Raw genomic sequence first — 16991 nt, 5'->3', positions numbered from 1 at the left:
GGCCCGGCTGCCCGCCCGACCCGTACGCGTTCAGGTCTCGACCGTCGTGCCGTCCAGGAACGTCAGCACCACCGAGTCCGCACCCGCCCGCACCCGCACCGAGTCGCGCAGCGCCTCCGGATGCAGGGAGCCCCGGGAGAGGGCGACCAGCGAGACATGCACGCTCCGCCCTCCCGGATGCGGCAGGCTGCGCAGATACGGGATCGCGGAACGCGGACCGTGGGCGTTGGACTGGACGTCACGTGCGACGGCGGCCCCTTCGGCAGCGTCGTCCCAGCCGTGCAGCGCTATCAGGGCGCTGCTCAGACCGTCCGGCGTACGGGCGAGCGCCCAGCCGGTGCCGGACAGCGCCACGGGGTTCTCCGCATGCGCGACCGCGTGCCCGCCCTCGCGCACCACCACTCCCTCGGGCGCCTCGACCCGGTGCACCCGGATCTCCCACGGACCGTGCAGCACGCTCGTCGTCTCGATCCGGTACGTCCGGTCGTCGTCGGGCAGCTTCGCCGCGTACCACGAGGAGGCCACCCGGCCCTCGCAGCGCAGCGAATGGATCCGGCGGCGCGGCGACGGGGTCCCGTCCGGGGCCACGAGCGCCAGATGGCCGTCGATGGAGCGGGCCACGGCGTGCGGGGCGGCCTCGGGGGCCGTCGCTGTCGAGTAGCCGAACTTCGCGTAGTGCGGGTCGTGTGTGCCCTCGGACGGATCGGAGGCGTCGTCGTACGGCGGATTGTGGTCGCTGCCGTGGTTGACCAGCCGCACGATGCCGTCGTCACGGGTGCCGTGCAGCAGCCAGCCGACCGACGGCAGCGCGGTGTACCGGTCGGACTCCTCGACGGGCAGCGGGAGTTCGCGTGCCGTCCACACCGGGTGGTCCGGCGGGAGCAGCAGGCCGAGGAAGCCCTTGCTGGCCCAGTACGGTGACGCCGGACCGGAGTACGGCTGGGTGCTGGGCAGGAACGTGTCGTACCAGCCGAGCGTCAGCAGCCCCCGCTCGTCCGGCACGCCGCGCTCCACGAAGTGCCGCATCGTGCCCGAGGCGAGCCGACGGGTGAGCCCCGGCGCGAGTGGTGTGCAGTCGGCCAGCGCCCCCATCCAGACCGGGGCCAGCGCGGCGAACCGGTAGGCCAGCGAACGCCCCTGGTGGACCGGGGCCCCGTCGGAGCCGAAGAAGTGCGGATAGTCCTCCAGGAACCTGCGCAGCCGCTGCCGGTAGACCTCGGTCCGGCCCCCGTCGTCGGCCCCCGCCATCCGCGACCACAGCAGCGGGTACAGATGCATGGCCCAGCCGATGTAGTAATCGAAGTTGCGGCCGTCGCCGTCGGTGTACCAGCCGTCTCCGACGTACCAGTCCTCGATCCGGTCCAGACCGCCCTCGATGTCGGCGCGGCTGTACGGGGCGCCGACCGAGGCGAGGAACTGCTCGGACACCACCTGGAAGAGACGCCAGTTGTTGTCCCAGGTGCGACCGCCGACGAACCCGGAGAACCAGTCGACGACCCGCTCCTGCACCCGGGCGTCGAGCCGGTCCCAGATCCACGGCCGGGTCTCGTGCAGTGCCACGGCGACCGACGCCGCTTCCACCATCTGCTGCGAGCAGTCCGTCAGCCTCGGCCATGCCTCGCCGCTCCCCGGGTCGGTGCCCGCCGCGAGCCCGGCGGCGTACCGCTCGACGAGCGCCGGGTCGACCGCTCCGCCCGCGCCCGCGATGCGGCACGCGGCGAGCAGGAACGAGCGGGCGAACCCTTCGAGTCCGTCCGAGACGACGCCCGACCAACTGGTGCGGCCGGGCAGCCGGTACTGGGCGAGGCCGGGGGTGGCGTAGGGCACCAGTGCGTCCAGCATCCGGTCGGCCGTCGCCTCCCAGTGGTCCCGGGTCCAGCCGGTGCGCGACGACAGGAGCCGGTCGGGTGCCGGCAGTCGGAGATGGGGGGCGACGGACATGGTGGTGCTGCTCCTTTGAGGGGTCGCTGTGGAAGGGGGCGGGGACGGGCCTTCTCGGGGGACGGGTGGCCAGTGCCCCTCCCGGCGGTGTTTGCCCGTCGGACAAACATCGCCGGTCACGGCACTAGCGGGTGAGTTCGGCCCGGTGAGTGTGGCCGCGCGAACCGCCGACGGCGACGGTGAGTACCGTCGTGCGGCCCTCGCGGATGTCCACCCCGCAGCGTCTGCCCGAGTCGCAGCCGCTCGGCCTCGGCGGAGGGGAGAGCGGTCAGTGTCAGGGCGACCGGGCGGCCACCGCGCCCGCCGAGAGAGGGCCCGGCCGCCGCGGCCGGGCCGGCGCCGAGGGCGATCGCCGCACCGGCTCCGGCCGCGGCGGCGAGCACCGAACGCCGCCCGAGCGGCGACCCGGTGGCCGAAGCGGCGGGAGCCGACAGAGCCCGGGGCGAGCGGGCGGCAGGGGCGGTGGGGCGGGCGGGGTCTACGGGCATACGCATGCGGAACTCTCCCTGCGAGATCGAGTGAGGGGCGAAGGCGTACGGAACGATCCTGCTCGGCGCCAGCATGTAAGCGGTTGCTATTCAGCCGCAAGAGGGCATAAGGAGTTACTGTGATTTTCTATGGTTGGCCGGGCGTTCGGCTGAGGTAACCGGTCACTTGCCGGCGGCTCGTCCGGACCGGGGCGCGACGGAATCGCGTACCACGATGTGGGTACCGAGCCGCAGCGCGCCCGTGGTCGGCTCGCGCCATTCGTCCTCGTCCTCGCCCTCGACGGCCAGCCGCACCGCCTGACGTCCCATCTCCTCCAGCGGTACGTGGACCGTGGTCAGTCGGGGGCGCAGCTCCTGGGCGACGGGGATGTCGTCGTACCCCACCAGGGACACGTCGTCCGGCACCCGCATCCCGGCCTCCTCCAGGGCCTGTGCCGCGCCCGCAGCGACCATGTCGTTCGCGGCGAAAACCGCCGTGAAGTCCAGCCCCTCACGCAGCAGTTCGGTCATTCGGCGATGCCCGAAGCCGCGGCTGAAGGCCCCGGGGTGGACCAGTCCGGGGTCCGGGGCGACACCGCGCAGCTCCAGGGCGCGACGGTGCCCCGCCAGGCGGTCGCGGGTGGTGGAGAGGCGGGGCGGTCCGCCCAGGTACAGGATCCGCTCGTGCCCCTGCATCAGCAGGTGGTCGGTGATGGCGAAGGCACCGCCCTCGTTGTCGTACTCGACCGAGACGGTGGGCACCCGCTCACCCAGTGGCGGACGGCCGCACAGCACGAGCTTCGATCCGCCCGCGTCCAGATCGTGTGCCCTGCGGGCCAGTTCGGCGGTGTAGCCGCGGTCGGCGATGGAGCCGCCGACCACGACCACCGCGTCGGCCCTGCGTTCGTGCATCAGGTCGATGAAGGCCAGCTCGCGCTGCGGGTCGCCCTGGGTGCAGCAGACCAGGCACAGTCGCCCGCCGAGCGCGGCCTCCCGTTCCACGCCGCGCGAGATGTACGCGTAGAACGGGTCGACGAGCTCGTTGACGATGATGCCCACGGTGCGGTTGGACACCCCGGCCAGCGCGCGGGCGTGGGCGTTGACGACGTAGCCGAGTTCCCGCATCGCGGTCTCGACCCGCTCCCTGGTCGCCTCGGCGACCGGGTAGTTGCGGTTGAGCACGCGGGAGACCGTGGCCGTCGAGACGCCCGCGCGCCGTGCGACATCGGTGACCGTCGCGCGGCGTTGCCCTTCCGCGGCTGAACCCTGCCGGCGCATCCGGCTCACCCCCTGGTGGTTGTCGTGCGTGACGCCGAGCCTAGTGCCGTGACCGGCGATGTCCGCCCGGAAGGAGCGTCGTTCGGTGCGTGCGCTCGCACGGCGGCCGGAAGTCCACGCGGCAGACTACGTGAGCTTTTGGCCAACGCGGCGAACATGAGGGCTTCCCTCGCCCGAGCGGAGCCGTGAGCCCGGGGAAGTGCCGGGCCCCGTGCGGGGCCGGAGGTCACGCGATCCTCCCGAAATCGGTCCGGCGCACCGGGTGCTCGAACGGCTCGCCCCGCGCGTACCGGGCGAGTTCGTCGACGGCGAGCGCCCCGAGCCGCCCGACCTCGTTGCCCTGGGCGCCCGCGAGATGCGGGGTGAGGAACACGTTCGGCAGTTCCCACAGCGGGTGGTCGCGCGGCAGGGGCTCGGGTGCGGTCACGTCCAGCACGGCGTCCAGCCGTCCGCTCACCAGGTGGCCGGTCAGTGCCTCGGTGTCCACCAGTGGGCCGCGGGCCGTGTTGACGAGCAGGGTGCCGGGGCGCATCAGGCCGAGCCGCCGGGCGTCGATGATCCCCCGGGTCTCGGCCGTGTCCGGGGCGTGCAGGGTCACCACGTCGCTGGTCGCCACCAGGGTGTCCAGGTCGGCCGGGGTGACGCCGAGGCGTTCCGCCTCGACCGCGTCGACATAGGGGTCGTACAGCAGCACCTCGGCGTCGAGGACCCGGAGCAGTTCGATGACCCGGCGTCCGATGCGGGAGGCGCCGACCACCCCGACGGTCAGGCCGTGCGTGCCGAGCCAGTGCTGGCGGTCGAGGTCGGCGCCGGTGCGGTGGGTGCGCCGGGCCCGGAAGAGCCCGGCCAGCGGGAAGACCCGTTTGGCGCCCATGATGATCGCCGCCAGGGTGAACTCGGCCACCGGCAGGGCGTTGGCGGCGGCGGCCGACGAGACGCTGATCCCGCGGTCGAAGGCGACCGGGGACAGAAACGTCTTCACCGTGCCGGCGGCATGGACCACCGCGCGCAGCGCCGGTGCCCGGTCCAGCAGGCCGGTATCGACGGGCGGGCAGCCCCAGCCGGTGAGCAGGACCTCGGCGCCGCTCAGTGCGGCGGTGGCCTCCGGCGAATCGAACTCGCTGATCAGGGCGGGCTGGAGGAGATCGGCGACCTCCTCCAGCCGTGCCCGTACCGGCGGCGGGAAGACGTCGTCGAGGAGTCCCGGGCTCATGACCAGGACGGTGCGGGGCCGTCGTGCGGGCGGCGCCGCGGCACCGCTGCCGGAATGAGCCGGTGCCTCTTCGGTGGTTCGCACCCTGCCTCCGGATAGTAATCGTGTTCTATGGGGTGACTGGAACGCTAGGGAGCATCGTGGTCGACCGTCAAGCTCAAACGGCGAGTCAAGTTCTCGATTGCTGGGTATTTCTGGTGATTCGTCGCCCAATGCTCCGCAGCACGGGAACGTATGGTTCCGATGACTTTCGGCCGGTCCCTTGACGCTTGGGTTAACCGCTTACTAACTTGCCGCTCCAAGAAGGCCCCATGCGTCACCCAGCCGAACAGGACGCCTCCATGGCTGAATCAGCACCCCCTCTGCCGCGGGAGAAGCGGCGGCCCAAGGCCGAGACACCCCCGCCGCCCGCCGACCGGGTCGTCGTCACGCGCCACCGGCTGACGCTCCGACAGCGGCTCAAGCGGGATCGGGTGATGCTGCTGCTCACCCTCCCCGGCCTGCTGTACTTCGTCGTCTTCCACTACGTGCCGCTGCTCGGCTACGTGGTGGCGTTCCAGGACTACCAGCCGTACCTCGGCTACCTGCACAGCGCCTGGGTGGGCTTCGCCAACTTCACGTCGGCGTTCGGCGAACCGGCCTTCTGGTCAGCCACGTTCAACACCCTGGAGATCGCCCTCATCCAGCTGGTGTTCTTCTTCCCGATCCCGGTCGCGCTCGCCCTGCTGCTCAACAGCATCACCAGCGACCGCATCCGACGCTTCGTACAGAGCGTCGTCTACCTGCCGCATTTCATCGGCTGGGTCATCATCGTCTCGATCTTCCAGCAGATCCTGGGCGGCGCCGGACTCCTGCCCCACGTGCTCGACGGGCTGGGACTGCCGCGCTACGACATGATGAGCGACCCCGACGCCTTCCCCTGGCTGCTGACCCTCCAGGTGGCCTGGAAGGACGCGGGCTGGGGCACGATCATCATCCTCGCCGCGCTGCTGAACATCGACAAGCAGCAGTACGAGGCCGCCGCCATCGACGGCGCGGGCCGGCTCCGCCGCCTGTGGCACGTGACGCTGCCCGGCATCGCCCCCGTGCTCATCCTGCTGCTGATCCTCAACCTCGGGCAGATCCTCTCCGTCGGCTTCGAGCAGATCCTGCTCCAGCGCGACGCGGTCGGCCCGGACGCCGGTGAGGTGCTCGACACCTACGTCTACTACCACGGCATCAAGGACAACGACTGGGGCGTCGCCGCCGCCGTCGGTCTCGTCAAGGCGGTCATCGGGACCGCACTCGTCCTGGGGGCGAACAAGTTCGCCCACCGCCTCGGCCACGAAGGGGTGTACCGCGGTGCTGACCGCTGAGAAGAAGCGCGCCACGACGCGCCCCACCACACCGCGGCCCCCCGCCGCCCCCGCCCGCAAGTCCGAGGGCCGGCCCCCGTGGATGGAACGGCCGACCCGCTTCGGGCAGGCCGCCAAGGCCGTCGCCGTCGTCGTGGTCGTCCTCGCCGTCGCCTACCCGCTGGTCGGTGTCATCGGCACGAGCTTCGCCTCGCAGACCGACATCATCAAGAGCTCGGGCCTCGTCCTGTGGCCCGACCACCCGACCCTGGACGCCTACCGCACCATCTTCACCGGCGGAGTCGTCACCCGGGCCCTCGTGGTCTCCATCGGCATCACCGTCCTCGGCACCCTCGCCAGCCTGCTGGTCACTGTCGGCATGGCCTACGGACTCTCCCGCCGCGACGTCACCGGCTCCCGCTTCATCCTGATGACGGCCCTGTTCACGATGCTCTTCAACGCGGGCATCATCCCGAACTTCCTGCTGGTCAAGGGCCTTGGCCTGTACGACACCTACGCGGCGCTCGTCCTGCCCACCCTGGTCAGCGCCTTCAACCTGGTGGTCCTGCGGTCCTTCTTCATGAACCTGCCAGAGGAGCTCTACGACGCAGCCAAGGTCGACGGCGCCGGAGACTTCCGCATCCTGGTGCGCATCGTCCTGCCACTGTCCAAGGCCGTCCTCGCCGTGATCAGCCTCTTCTACGCGGTGACGTACTGGAACGCCTTCTTCAACGCGCTCCTGTACCTCAACGACTCCGACAAGTGGCCGCTGCCGATGGTGCTGCGCACCTACGTCCTCCAGGGCCAGAGCCTGAACGCGGCCTCGGCCGGCGAGGTCCTCGCCCCGCAACAGGCCGTCCAGATGGCGGTCCTGGTGATCGCCGTCGTCCCGATCCTCTGCGTCTACCCGTTCCTCCAGCGCTACTTCACCAAGGGCGTCCTCACCGGCGCCATCAAGGGCTGAGCGCAGCCACCTCCCCCCACTCCTTCCTTCCCCTCTTCCAAGGAGATCCAGGTGTCGAGCTCCACCCCCGTCAACCGCCGGGCACTCTTCCGCATGGGTGCCGGCATCGGTCTCGGGCTGGCCGCCGCCCCGCTGCTCAGCGCCTGCGGCGACGGCGGCACGACCGCCAAGGCCGAGGTCAAGAGCGCCTCGCTGCTCCCCAACACCACCGTCCGCAACATCGGCCTCTCTCCCGACCTCCAGGGCACCGCCTCCGGGGTCCCGCAGGGCTTCTTCCGCTACCCGGCCAAGCCGCTGCGCGCCACGAAGGGCACCCCGCTCAAGGGCGCGGAGCCGATCAGCGCGACGCTGGAGACCTTCTCCCCGCCGCCGCCCGCACGCGGCGGGAACGCCGCCTGGCAGGCGATCGAGAAGCTGCTGGGCGGCCGGGTGGACATCACGGCCGTCCCCGCCGACGACTACGGCACCAAGTTCTCCACCATGGTCGCCAGCGGCAGCCTGCCCGACCTCTTCATGTACCCGGAGAGCGGCGGCGTCGACAACAAGGCCGCTTTCCTCCAGGCCACCTGTGCCGACCTGACCCCGTACCTCGCCGGGGACAAGATCAAGGACTACCCGAACCTGGCCGCCATCCCGAAGGCCGCCTGGCAGTCCGCGATCTTCGGCGGGAAGCTGTACGGCATCCCGATCGCACGCACCGGCACCGGAGGCGCCGGCTTCTACCGCCACGACCTGTTCGCGGAAGTCGGCGTCACCGGCCTCGACCAGATCACCGGCCTCGACCGCTTCGTCGAGCTCTGCAAGGAACTCACCCGGCCCAAAAAGGACCAGTACGCCATCATCGCGGGCGCCACCACCATGCTCGCCATGTCCGCGGGCGCGCCCTCGGCCTGGCGGCTGGACGGGAAGACCGGCACGTTCACCCTCGACCTGGAGACGCCGGAGTACCGCAAGGCCGTGGAGACGGCCCGGCTGCTGTACGAGGCCGGCTGCTACTACCCGGGCACCCTCCAGATGTCCGGGGCGCAGAAGGCCCAGTACACCGACATGTTCAAGAACGGCAAGGGCGCCTACGTCTACGACGGCATGCCCACCTACCTGGCGCCCGGCGTCGGCTACATCGCCGCCATGAAGGCGATCGACAAGACGTACGACCCGCGCCCGTTCGTCCCGGTCGGCAAGGACGCCGTCGCCTGGATGGACAACGTCAAGCTGGAGAACACCCACGTCAAGAAGGCGTCCGGGGAACGGGTCAGGCAGATCCTCGCCCTGGCCGACTTCGCGGCCTCGCCCTTCGGCAGCCAGGAGTACACGCTCATCAACTACGGCGTCGAGGGTACCGACTTCACCCGCGACGCCAAGGGCAACCCGGCTCTCACCAAGCGCGGCACCCAGGACGTCACCGTGCCGTGGAAGTTCATGGCGTCCGCGGTCCCCGCCATCTTCAGCGCCGACTCGGAGCAGGGCGTCCGGCACGTCCACGACGCGTTCACGAAGATGATCCCGATGATGGTGCCGGACCCGACGCTCCAGTACTCCTCGCCCACCTGGGACTCGAAGGGCTACGGCAGCCTCTACACGCTCAAGCAGGACGCTCTCAAGGACATCATCGCGGGCCGCAAGCCCATGTCCGCCTACGACCAGCTCATCAAGGACTACCTGGCCAAGGGCGGCGAAAAGGCCCGCGGCGAGTTCGAGGAAGCCGTCCAGAAGGGGAAGAAGTGACGAAGCGACGCACGGTTCTCCGGCTCGGCGGTGCGGCGGCCGCGGCGGCGGCCACCGCACCCGCCCTCGGCTCGCCCGCCGCCGCGCGGTCGCGCGGCTTCGACCCGGAGCCCGGATCCGACGGGGTCGGCGACCCCCTCTTCCCGACCCTCGGAAACGGCGGCTACCAGGTCGTCCACTACGACCTCACCTTCGACTTCACCCCGGTCGCCTACGACTTCACCGCGGCCGTGCGGATCGAGGCCAAGGCCACCCAGGACCTGTCGGCGTTCAACCTGGACACCGACGGCCACACCATCGAGTCCGTCACCGTCGCCGGCCGCCCCGCCCGCTGGGAGCTGTCGCCCGGACAGAGCGGCCAGGAACTCACCATCACACCCGCCCGTCCGCTCCACCACGGGCAGGCGTTCACCACCGAGGTGCGCTACCGGGGCAACGGCAAGGACCCCCGACTCGGCCTGTCGGGCTGGAAGTTCGGCAGCGACGGCGGCTTCGCCTCCGCCGCCCAGTCCTCCCGCGCCGACACCTTCCTGCCCTGCAACGACACCCCGTCCGACAAGGCCACCTGGACCTTCCACATCAGCGCCCCACCGGGCTACGTCGCCGCCGCCAACGGCGAACTCCTCCACAAGTCGCCGCGCGCCGACGGCTCCACCGTCTGGCACTTCGCCCTCCGCGAGCGCATGGCCACCGAACTCATCGGCATCGCCGTGGTCAAGGGCACCTACCTGTACGGCACCGGCCACCACGGGCTGCGCCTGCGCCACATCGTCCCGCAGGGCCAGGAGGACAAATACGCACCGATCGTCGCGCGTACCCCCGACCATCTCGCCTGGCTGGAGGCCAGGTTCGGCCGCTACCCGTTCTCCGTCTACGGCATCCACATCTACGACGGCTACACCGACGCCCTGGAGAACCAGACCCTCTCCCTGTTCTCGACCAACTGGTTCAAGCCCGACGCCAGCGGCCGGCCGGGCTACGAGACCACCATGGTCCACGAACTGGTCCACCAGTGGTTCGGCGACTCCGTCACCCCGAACGACTGGCAGCAGGCATGGCTCAACGAGGGCCCCGCGGTGTACTACGCGGGCCTGTACGCCGAGGAGCGCGGCTGGTCGGTACTGGACGACAAGATGCGGGCCACCTACGCCAAGCTCGACACCGTCCGCGCCACCGACGGCCCGCCCGGACTGCCCAAGGCGCTCGGCGGCGTGAACATCTACGACGGCGGCGCACTCGTCCTGTACGCCCTCCGCCTGCGCATCGGGCAACGGAGGTTCGACCAGGTCATGCGCGCATGGGTGCGGCGCTTCAAGGACTCCACGTACACCAGCGAGGACTTCATCCGGCACACCGTCGACGTCACGGGCGACCGGACCCTCGACCCGTTCCTGCGCGACTGGCTCTTCGGAGCCGTGAACCCGCCCATGCCCGGCCGTCCCGACTGGAAGGCGTCCGCGTGAAGCGCCGTCTCCCGCACGTCGTCCGAGGAACCGCCCCCGCCCTGCCGACCGCGCTCCTCGCCGCCCCGGCGACTGCGGCACTCACCCTGAACACCGACACCGTCACGGACACCCGCACCCGGCCCGAGGAGGGTGCCCGGTGACAGGTTGACTCGGTGCACGGAAGCACGTCCGACAGATTGAGATCTGGAACGACTGCTCGTCCACGACCGCCGGTTTCGATGTCGTCACGGACGACACGACCGTCCGGGGCGACGGGATGACCACGACGCTCCGGGGGATCGGGCCGGGGCCGACCCCCCGGTTCGTTCCCTCCGACGGCCGGGACCTGGGGGGCGGCCCGGCACCGGCCACCGGGCCCCGACCGCGGACGCCCGCCCGACCGAGGCCCTGGCACTGGGCGGCACGCGGACCCGCGTACCGCCCGGCCATGCCTCCGGCCCCGGCTCGCCCGGGGCGACGAGGTCCCGGACCCGGCCCAGCGACGGCGGCCCGGAGCGGTCGGACCGGTCCGGGAGGGCCGCTCCGGCCGGTCCGAGCCGGCGGCCGGTGCCCCGGACACGGGACGGCCGCTCGGACCCCGTCACCGGCGCAGGAAGGAACCGATCCGTTCCCGCAGCCCCCGCGCGTCGAGTCCGTGCGCGGCCAGGTGCTCGTCCATCTCCCCGTATTTGCGCAGCTCGGCCCGCCCCACCCCGAGCCCGAGCACCCGGTGCGGCACGTCGGCGAGCGCGTCGTTGGCGGCAGTCGTGGACGTCCCCGCCAGATACGGCTCGACGACCACCACGTCGGCAGACCGGAGCCCGTCGGCCGCCCGCCTCAGCCCGGCCGCGTCGAACGGGCGGACCGTCGTCGCGTACAGCACGGTCACATCGAGACCGTCGGTCGCCGCGAGCACGTTGTCGAGCATCGGCCCCACCGCGACCACCACCCCGGCAAAGCCCTCCCGGACCACCGTGAACCCGGTGCCCGCGCCAACCGGCCGCGCGCGGTCGTTCGCCTGGAGCGACAGCCGCACATACACCCGGTCGTCCCCGGCCGCCGCCCGCCGGAGCAGCGCCTCCGCCTCGTCCGGGTGGCCCGGCACATGAACCGTCCAGCCGTCGAGGGTGTCCATGAGCGCGACATCGCCCGGCGCCATATGGGTGAAACCGCCGGCCGGCCAGTCGTACGAGGCTCCGGCGCTCACCAGCACCCCGCTCACTCCCTGGTGGCCGAAGTCCAGCTTGACCTGCTCGAACGGCCGCTCCACCAGAAAACTCGCGAAGGTGTGCACGATCGGTCGCAGACCGGTGAGCGCCATCCCGGCACCCGCCCCGACCAGTAGCTGCTCCCTGATCCCCACGTTGACGACCCGGTCCGGATGGGCCCGCTCGGCCGGTCCGAACCCGTCGCGGCTGATCTCCGCCAGCACGAGTGCGAGACGAGGGTCCTCGTCCAGCAGGCGCGTCACGGTCGAGATGAACCGGTCACGCATCGTGTCCATGTGTAATGCCCCTCTTTCCGTTCGTGGCGTGGTCGTCGGTTCCGCGCGCCCGGTCAGCTCCTGGGATCGACATGGGCGACCACCACTCTCGGCTGCCCGGGGTGCGGCGCGGTGAACGCCGCGTACAGCGCCTCGTGGTCGCGCCCGTCGACGGACGCGACGGACCAGCCGGCGGCCTCGAACCGGGCGGCGATCCCTCCGGGCCGCGCGTGCGACGCCGAAGCGTTGTCGATCACCACGGTGTGCAACTGCTCCAACCCGGCTGGGCCCGCATAGGCGATCGCCTCGTGGTTGCTGCCCTCGTCCAGCTCGGCGTCCCCGACCAGCACCCATACCCGGGGGCCGCTCAGGCCCTGGGCCCGCAGCCCCAGCACGCTCCCCACGGCCATCGGCAGCCCGTGCCCCAGCGACCCGCTGCCGATCTCCACCCCCGGCACCAGCGTCCGGTCCGGGTGGTGCCCGAGCGGCGAGTCGTACGTCCCGAACCCGGACAGCAGCTCCTCGCCGAAGAAGCCGTGCGCGGCCAGGACCGCGTAGTACGCCATCGGCCCGTGCCCCTTGGACAGCAGGAAACGGTCGCGGTCGGGAGCGTCGACGGTGCGGGGCGTCACGCGCAGCACCCTGTGGTACAGCACCCAGAGCACGTCCAGCGTGGAAGTCGCGGCGGGGCCGTGTTTCTCGTCCCCCGTCATCAGGCTCATCAGCCGGTTCACGTCGTGGAAGTCACCGGTCGTCGTGACTGTCGTCCTCGTCATGCGTCCAGCGTTGAACATCAAGTGTGGTTGAGGTCAATGGGGGAAAGGCGTTCGTGACCACCCTCCCGAGTGCGGTATTGTTCTCATGCGCGTTCAGCCAGGGGAAAACCCAGGTCAGGCGGGCAGCGGGACGTGGCGCAGCTTGGTAGCGCACTTGACTGGGGGTCAAGGGGTCGCAGGTTCAAATCCTGTCGTCCCGACTCGTGAGAGTCGCAGGTCAGGGGCCGTATCGGAGGTATCCGAAACGGCCCCTTGATCATTTTTGGGGACCAGTTGCGGACCAGCCCGTTTGACCGTGTCAGCGGGTGAGCACGATCGGGCTCGGCAGGGAGCGCGGGGCGCGCAGCACGCTGAGGTGGGCGGAGAGCGCCGCCCCGGCGGCGGTGATCTTGTGTACGTCCGGGTGTAGGCGCTGCTGTCCCGCCCGCGAGGCCGCCGCATGGGTGAGCACCAGGTCCTGTCCGAGGCCAGGCAGGCCGCCGTCCGCTCGGAACAGGTCACCGGCCGGGCCTGGGGCGCCAGAGGTACGACGCCGGTCGTCCGCCGTACCGGGAACCGCTTCTCCGCGGACGCGATGTCCGCGATCAGCCCCCGCGGCCGGATGCACTTCATGGTCTTCACCGAGTCGTTCGAAGCGAAGACCATGTGCCGCTTCCTCGCCCGGCTCGTCGGACACTTCGACCACAAGATCCTTCTGATCGTCGAGCGGCACCCGGCCACCGCTCGAAGACCGTCCGGTGCCGGCTCGCCGACCACAAGGACGAGATCGAGCTGCACTTCCTGCCCTCGCACTCACCCGAGCCGAACTCTGACGAACTGGTCGAAGCCGACCCCGAACGCAGCGTGCCCCGCACCCACCGGGCCAGGAACCAGGCCGAACTCGCCGCCGAAACCAGTCGGTTCTTCCACCGTGGACGACGCCGACCCCACATCATCCGCGGATACTTCGGCAGCCCGCACGTCCGCTACCTCATCGACCAGTGAACCCCATGAGTCTCTCATCAATAACACATCCCTCACCCGGATCGCCAGGCCCCCTTCGGGAACGCGGCCCGCGCCCTCCCGCACCGTCTCGGCCGGGATCTCCCCCGAACCCTTCGGCTGCATCGACACCCGCACCCGCCCCATACGACAATGTCGGTCTTCAAGACCCCAACTGGGTCTTGAAGACCGACATCACATACAGGCCCAAATCAACCAACAGCGTCAAGAACTACCCGGGCCACCACTCGTGTATCCGTCATTCACGGATCGACCCTCAAGCGGGCTTTACGCCGTCGCCCCGCGCGGATCGTTCAGCAGACTCTCGGCCGGCACTTCGGCGAGGTAGCGCTCGAGCGAGTCGTCGAGCTCGTCGATCCATGGCGTGTGGTGCTCGGCGGCAAGGGTTCCCGTCATCACCGAACGGTATACGCGGTCGCGGTAGCCCATGATGTCGGTCTTCTTGTCGCGCTTCCACGCAAGGAAGATCTCGACGACTCGGTCGATGTCGAACTCGGGGTAGTCGGTCTGCTTCAGCAGGTCACGTACGTATTCGGCCTGGAAGTAAATCTCATCGGCAGCCGAGGAAATCTTTTCGAAGTCCGCTCGCCACTGCGCGATGGATGCGGCGCGTTCGTCCCGATCGGGCAGCGCGATTCGGCCCATGATGAGGTCGCGCACGTACCAGGCCTGTGCATCGAACATGTTGAAGGTGAACCACTGGTCCTGCGCGCCAAGGTAGGCCAGGCGCGGGTTGTCCTGCCACACCACGCCGCGGTACAGACCGTCGGGGTAGACATTGTTCGGGGAGGACAGTGCAAGCTCATTGGGGAGAAACGGGTACTTGTGCAGATATCCGGTGCAAAAGATGACAGCGTCGACGTGCTTCGAGGTGCCATCGGCGAAGTGGGCCGTATTGCCCTCGAAACGCTTGACGACGGGGCGCTCCTGGATGCCGTCGGGCCAGTCGTAACCCATCGGCGTGGAACGGAAACTCGCCGTCACCGAACGTGCGCCCATCTTGAACGCCTGGCTACCGATGTCCTCGGCCGAGTAGCTTGAGCCGATGACGAGCACATCCTGGCCCTTGAACGCTTCCGCGCCGCGGAAGTCGTGTGCGTGCGCTATGTACCCGGGGAAGGTCTCGATGCCGGCGAAATGCGGCACGTTGGGGAAGGAGAAGTGGCCGCTGGCGACGACCACGTGGTCGAACTCCTCGGTCACCGATTCTCCGGTGGGAAGATCCTCGACCGTGAGTGTGAAGGCTTCGCGCTCGGGGTCGTAATCGATCCAGCGCACAATGGTCTGGAAGCGGATGAACTTACGAACATCCGCCTTCTCCAGACGGCCGGCGATGTAGTCCCACAGCACCGGACGCGGCGGGTAGGAAGAGATGGGTCGGCCGAAGTGCTCATCGAAGGAGTAATCGGCGAACTCCAGCGCCTCTTTCGGCCCGTTCGACCACAGGTTGCGGTACATGCTTGAATGCACGGGCTCGCCGAATTCATCGAGGCCGGTGCGCCAGGTGAAGTTCCACTGGCCGCCCCAGTCGGCCTGTTTCTCGAAGCAGACAATCTCGGGGATCTCTGCTCCCGCGCGGGCTGCGGTTTCGAAGGCCCGCAATTGCGCCATACCCGAGGGGCCGGCACCAATGATCGCTACTCGTTTTCCGTTCGTCACGTACGCGTCCTTCATTTTCGTCCTGGAGCAAGCACATCCGCTCTCGAAGGCGGAACAGAGCTGTTCCGGTCGCCGGGAGCAGACAAGCTCGACCGGCCCAGAGAAGCGAATGTGCTTCGACATTAGCAGGACATAATCTTTTCGACGAGAGTACCCTTGGCCGCCAGGTCGTCGGCAGGGGCGATGGTGTAACATCCATTGGTTCGGGCCTTCGTCGGTCGGACGGCCCGGGTGCCCGAGAGCCCGGCCGAGTCGACGACGCCGGCACCGCCGAGCATCCCTGGTATGCCGAGCGCCCCGGAGCAGCCTTCGCCGGCGCGTACCGGCGCTGCTGTGATTCGTCTTGCACGCGCGGCGAGTGCCTCGGCCATGGGCGGTTCACGGTCGGGAGCGCCGGCCGGGCAACCGGCCGAGGTGGGCGGAGGAGGCGGTACCGACGGCCGTGATCCCGCGGACGTGAGGGTGCGATGGCAGAGGCTGCCACGGGAACCGTCGGAATGCCCGGCCGCTGACATGAACGACGAGGACGGTCGGCAGTGGCAGGCTGACGTGATGCGGATACCCCGAAGAGCAGCCAGAGTCGCGGTCCTGGACCCGGCGGGATCGGTCTTCCTGTTCCGGTACGACAACGAGGAAGTCGGTGTCCATTGGGCGATGCCCGGTGGCGGGTTGGAGCCGGGCGAGTCGCGGGTGCAGGCGGCTGAGCGCGAACTGCGCGAGGAGACCGGTTGGGCCGACATCGAGATCGACGGCACCATGCTGTGCCTGTGGGAACACGACTTCACCAGGGCGGGGGTGCCGGTCCGCCAGCACGAGCACATCTTCCTCGCGCATGGCCCTCGCCGAGATCCGGTCGGCGACCTCGCTGCTTCGCATGCCGCAGACAAGATCCTCCGGTGGCGGTGGTGGTCGCCGGACGATCTTTCCCGTGGCCGCGAGCCGCTGTGGCCGCCACAGCTGCCCGAATTGCTCGCCGACGTCCGGAAACAGGGTGCACCCACGACGCCCGTCGACCTCGGTCATGTCCGGAACGGAGCTGTCGGCGGGGGCTGACCGGGGGATGCGTCGCACGAGCCTTTGCGTCGGCCGACTTCGGCTGCGTAGACGCCCCGGTCTCCGGCGGTGGTTCACTGCCATGTGACGGTGATGCCGATGCCGATGCCAAGGGTGCGGGCAAGGGGCGCGGTGGGCAGCCTCGCGGCGAACTGGAACAGCGCGGTCGAATGGGCCTCCGCGAGCCGGATGCCGGGGTTGCGGTGCCGTTCCCCCATGGCCCGGTCACTGGTCGGGCGGCCGGGTCGGACCCGTGGAAGAGCCGGCGGTGAGTCCGTACGGCCGAGGACGGCATGGCCGCGCTGAACCGCGACCTGTTGGAGGGCCAGTTCCGGCATGGGGGCGGGACGTTCGAGCAGCGCGCGCCGAAGCGGATGCGGACCGATCAGTCCGGCCGACGACGGCCGCCCGTCGTCGCTTTCCGAGATGTCCCAAGGACGACACGCTCCAGCCAGGGGGCGGGTGGTGACGGCTCATCGCCGTTCGGGAAAGGCGGCTGCGGTCGGCCGGAGAATCGACTATGGTGAGCCGCGTGTGAGATTCGGCATCGACCTTCCGTGACGCGGCGCTGGGCGCAAAGCCCCTAGCGACCCTCTGCTGAGCCCTCCGGCGAGACATACCGCCGGTCGAGGCTCGTGGGTTGTCGTGCTC

15 protein-coding genes, 1 tRNA gene and 1 pseudogene are annotated in these 16991 nt (G+C 69.9%); 9 read left to right on the top strand and 8 right to left on the bottom strand.

The features are described from left to right. Positions 1-30: 30 nt before the first annotated feature. From ACIHCL_RS29160 to ACIHCL_RS29150, 3 genes are all read right to left on the bottom strand, one after another. Positions 31-1941, bottom strand: coding sequence for a DUF2264 domain-containing protein (locus ACIHCL_RS29160; RefSeq protein WP_399866484.1), 1911 nt, complete (start codon positions 1939-1941; stop codon positions 31-33). A 650-nt stretch (positions 1942-2591) separates the two neighbouring features. Then, positions 2592-3686 (bottom strand): LacI family DNA-binding transcriptional regulator, encoded by a 1095-nt coding sequence (locus tag ACIHCL_RS29155; RefSeq protein ID WP_399866483.1) that lies wholly within the window; start codon positions 3684-3686, stop codon positions 2592-2594. A 226-nt stretch (positions 3687-3912) separates the two neighbouring features. After that, complete coding sequence (locus ACIHCL_RS29150) at positions 3913-4899, bottom strand: hydroxyacid dehydrogenase (RefSeq protein ID WP_399866481.1); 987 nt, start codon at positions 4897-4899, stop codon at positions 3913-3915. A 341-nt stretch (positions 4900-5240) separates the two neighbouring features. Here ACIHCL_RS29150 and ACIHCL_RS29145 point away from each other — a divergent pair, with 341 nt between their 5' ends. The 5 genes from ACIHCL_RS29145 to ACIHCL_RS29125 all read left to right on the top strand — a co-directional run bounded on the left by ACIHCL_RS29145 (position 5241) and on the right by ACIHCL_RS29125 (position 10528). Then, positions 5241-6254, top strand: coding sequence for an ABC transporter permease (locus ACIHCL_RS29145; RefSeq protein ID WP_399866479.1), 1014 nt, complete (start codon positions 5241-5243; stop codon positions 6252-6254). 82 nt (positions 6255-6336) lie between these two features. Then, positions 6337-7197 carry a carbohydrate ABC transporter permease gene (locus tag ACIHCL_RS29140; RefSeq protein WP_399866636.1) on the top strand — a complete coding sequence of 287 codons (861 nt, stop codon included), beginning with the start codon at positions 6337-6339 and terminating at the stop codon, positions 7195-7197. Positions 7198-7248: 51 nt separating this feature from the next. After that, on the top strand, positions 7249-8922 hold the full coding sequence (locus tag ACIHCL_RS29135; RefSeq protein WP_399866477.1) for an extracellular solute-binding protein: 1674 nt from the start codon (positions 7249-7251) through the stop codon (positions 8920-8922). Continuing rightward, positions 8919-10385, top strand: a complete 1467-nt coding sequence (locus ACIHCL_RS29130; protein ID WP_399866476.1) for a M1 family metallopeptidase — start codon at positions 8919-8921, stop codon at positions 10383-10385. Before ACIHCL_RS29135 ends, ACIHCL_RS29130 begins: the two co-directional genes overlap by 4 nt. Continuing rightward, positions 10382-10528 (top strand): hypothetical protein, encoded by a 147-nt coding sequence (locus ACIHCL_RS29125; RefSeq protein WP_399866474.1) that lies wholly within the window; start codon positions 10382-10384, stop codon positions 10526-10528. Before ACIHCL_RS29130 ends, ACIHCL_RS29125 begins: the two co-directional genes overlap by 4 nt. A gap of 440 nt (positions 10529-10968) precedes the next feature. Here the strand turns inward: ACIHCL_RS29125 and ACIHCL_RS29120 are convergent, their stop codons facing one another. Both ACIHCL_RS29120 and ACIHCL_RS29115 read right to left on the bottom strand, forming a co-directional pair. Next, on the bottom strand, positions 10969-11871 hold the full coding sequence (locus tag ACIHCL_RS29120; RefSeq protein WP_399866473.1) for a transketolase family protein: 903 nt from the start codon (positions 11869-11871) through the stop codon (positions 10969-10971). A gap of 53 nt (positions 11872-11924) precedes the next feature. Beyond that, complete coding sequence (locus tag ACIHCL_RS29115; protein ID WP_399866472.1) at positions 11925-12626, bottom strand: transketolase; 702 nt, start codon at positions 12624-12626, stop codon at positions 11925-11927. Between the two features lie 126 nt (positions 12627-12752). Between ACIHCL_RS29115 and ACIHCL_RS29110 the strand changes: the two genes are divergently transcribed. Further along, positions 12753-12826: transfer RNA gene (locus tag ACIHCL_RS29110), tRNA-Pro, on the top strand. 98 nt (positions 12827-12924) lie between these two features. Here ACIHCL_RS29110 and ACIHCL_RS29105 read toward each other — a convergent pair. After that, complete coding sequence (locus ACIHCL_RS29105) at positions 12925-13077, bottom strand: hypothetical protein (RefSeq protein WP_399866471.1); 153 nt, start codon at positions 13075-13077, stop codon at positions 12925-12927. Between ACIHCL_RS29105 and ACIHCL_RS29100 the strand changes: the two are divergent. Beyond that, positions 13066-13281, top strand: a pseudogene (locus tag ACIHCL_RS29100) (hypothetical protein); the annotation flags it as partial. The gene ACIHCL_RS29105 and the pseudogene ACIHCL_RS29100 overlap by 12 nt on opposite strands. Further along, the gene (locus ACIHCL_RS29095; protein ID WP_399866648.1) at positions 13272-13610 is read left to right on the top strand and encodes a transposase; all 339 of its coding nucleotides are present in this window, start codon (positions 13272-13274) and stop codon (positions 13608-13610) included. The pseudogene ACIHCL_RS29100 and the gene ACIHCL_RS29095, both read left to right, overlap by 10 nt. Positions 13611-13895: 285 nt before the next feature. Here the strand turns inward: ACIHCL_RS29095 and ACIHCL_RS29090 are convergent, their stop codons facing one another. Further along, positions 13896-15287, bottom strand: a complete 1392-nt coding sequence (locus ACIHCL_RS29090) for an NAD(P)-binding domain-containing protein (protein ID WP_399866469.1) — start codon at positions 15285-15287, stop codon at positions 13896-13898. Between the two features lie 513 nt (positions 15288-15800). Between ACIHCL_RS29090 and ACIHCL_RS29085 the strand changes: the two genes are divergently transcribed. After that, complete coding sequence (locus ACIHCL_RS29085) at positions 15801-16340, top strand: NUDIX hydrolase (RefSeq protein ID WP_399866468.1); 540 nt, start codon at positions 15801-15803, stop codon at positions 16338-16340. A gap of 74 nt (positions 16341-16414) precedes the next feature. Here the strand turns inward: ACIHCL_RS29085 and ACIHCL_RS29080 are convergent, their stop codons facing one another. Then, positions 16415-16678 (bottom strand): hypothetical protein, encoded by a 264-nt coding sequence (locus ACIHCL_RS29080; RefSeq protein ID WP_399866466.1) that lies wholly within the window; start codon positions 16676-16678, stop codon positions 16415-16417. Positions 16679-16991: the final 313 nt, after the last annotated feature.

This window comes from Streptomyces sp. NPDC052042, assembly GCF_044548345.1.
In the GTDB taxonomy this organism is placed as follows: domain Bacteria; phylum Actinomycetota; class Actinomycetes; order Streptomycetales; family Streptomycetaceae; genus Streptomyces.
The sequence above is the reverse complement of the archived record's forward strand: the minus strand, read 5'-3'. Positions and strand labels throughout refer to the sequence as shown.

What these genes read in the sequence shown, in the direction of transcription:
- ACIHCL_RS29140 (WP_399866636.1), top strand. Translation starts at nt 6,337, where the DNA reads ATGGAACGGCCGACCCGCTTCGGGCAGGCCGCCAAGGCCGTCGCCGTC.
- ACIHCL_RS29080 (WP_399866466.1), bottom strand. Translation starts at nt 16,678, where the DNA reads ATGCCGGAACTGGCCCTCCAACAGGTCGCGGTTCAGCGCGGCCATGCC.
- ACIHCL_RS29150 (WP_399866481.1), bottom strand. Translation starts at nt 4,899, where the DNA reads ATGAGCCCGGGACTCCTCGACGACGTCTTCCCGCCGCCGGTACGGGCA.
- ACIHCL_RS29155 (WP_399866483.1), bottom strand. Translation starts at nt 3,686, where the DNA reads ATGCGCCGGCAGGGTTCAGCCGCGGAAGGGCAACGCCGCGCGACGGTC.
- ACIHCL_RS29115 (WP_399866472.1), bottom strand. Translation starts at nt 12,626, where the DNA reads ATGACGAGGACGACAGTCACGACGACCGGTGACTTCCACGACGTGAAC.
- ACIHCL_RS29085 (WP_399866468.1), top strand. Translation starts at nt 15,801, where the DNA reads ATGAACGACGAGGACGGTCGGCAGTGGCAGGCTGACGTGATGCGGATA.
- ACIHCL_RS29160 (WP_399866484.1), bottom strand. Translation starts at nt 1,941, where the DNA reads ATGTCCGTCGCCCCCCATCTCCGACTGCCGGCACCCGACCGGCTCCTG.
- ACIHCL_RS29120 (WP_399866473.1), bottom strand. Translation starts at nt 11,871, where the DNA reads ATGGACACGATGCGTGACCGGTTCATCTCGACCGTGACGCGCCTGCTG.
- ACIHCL_RS29145 (WP_399866479.1), top strand. Translation starts at nt 5,241, where the DNA reads ATGGCTGAATCAGCACCCCCTCTGCCGCGGGAGAAGCGGCGGCCCAAG.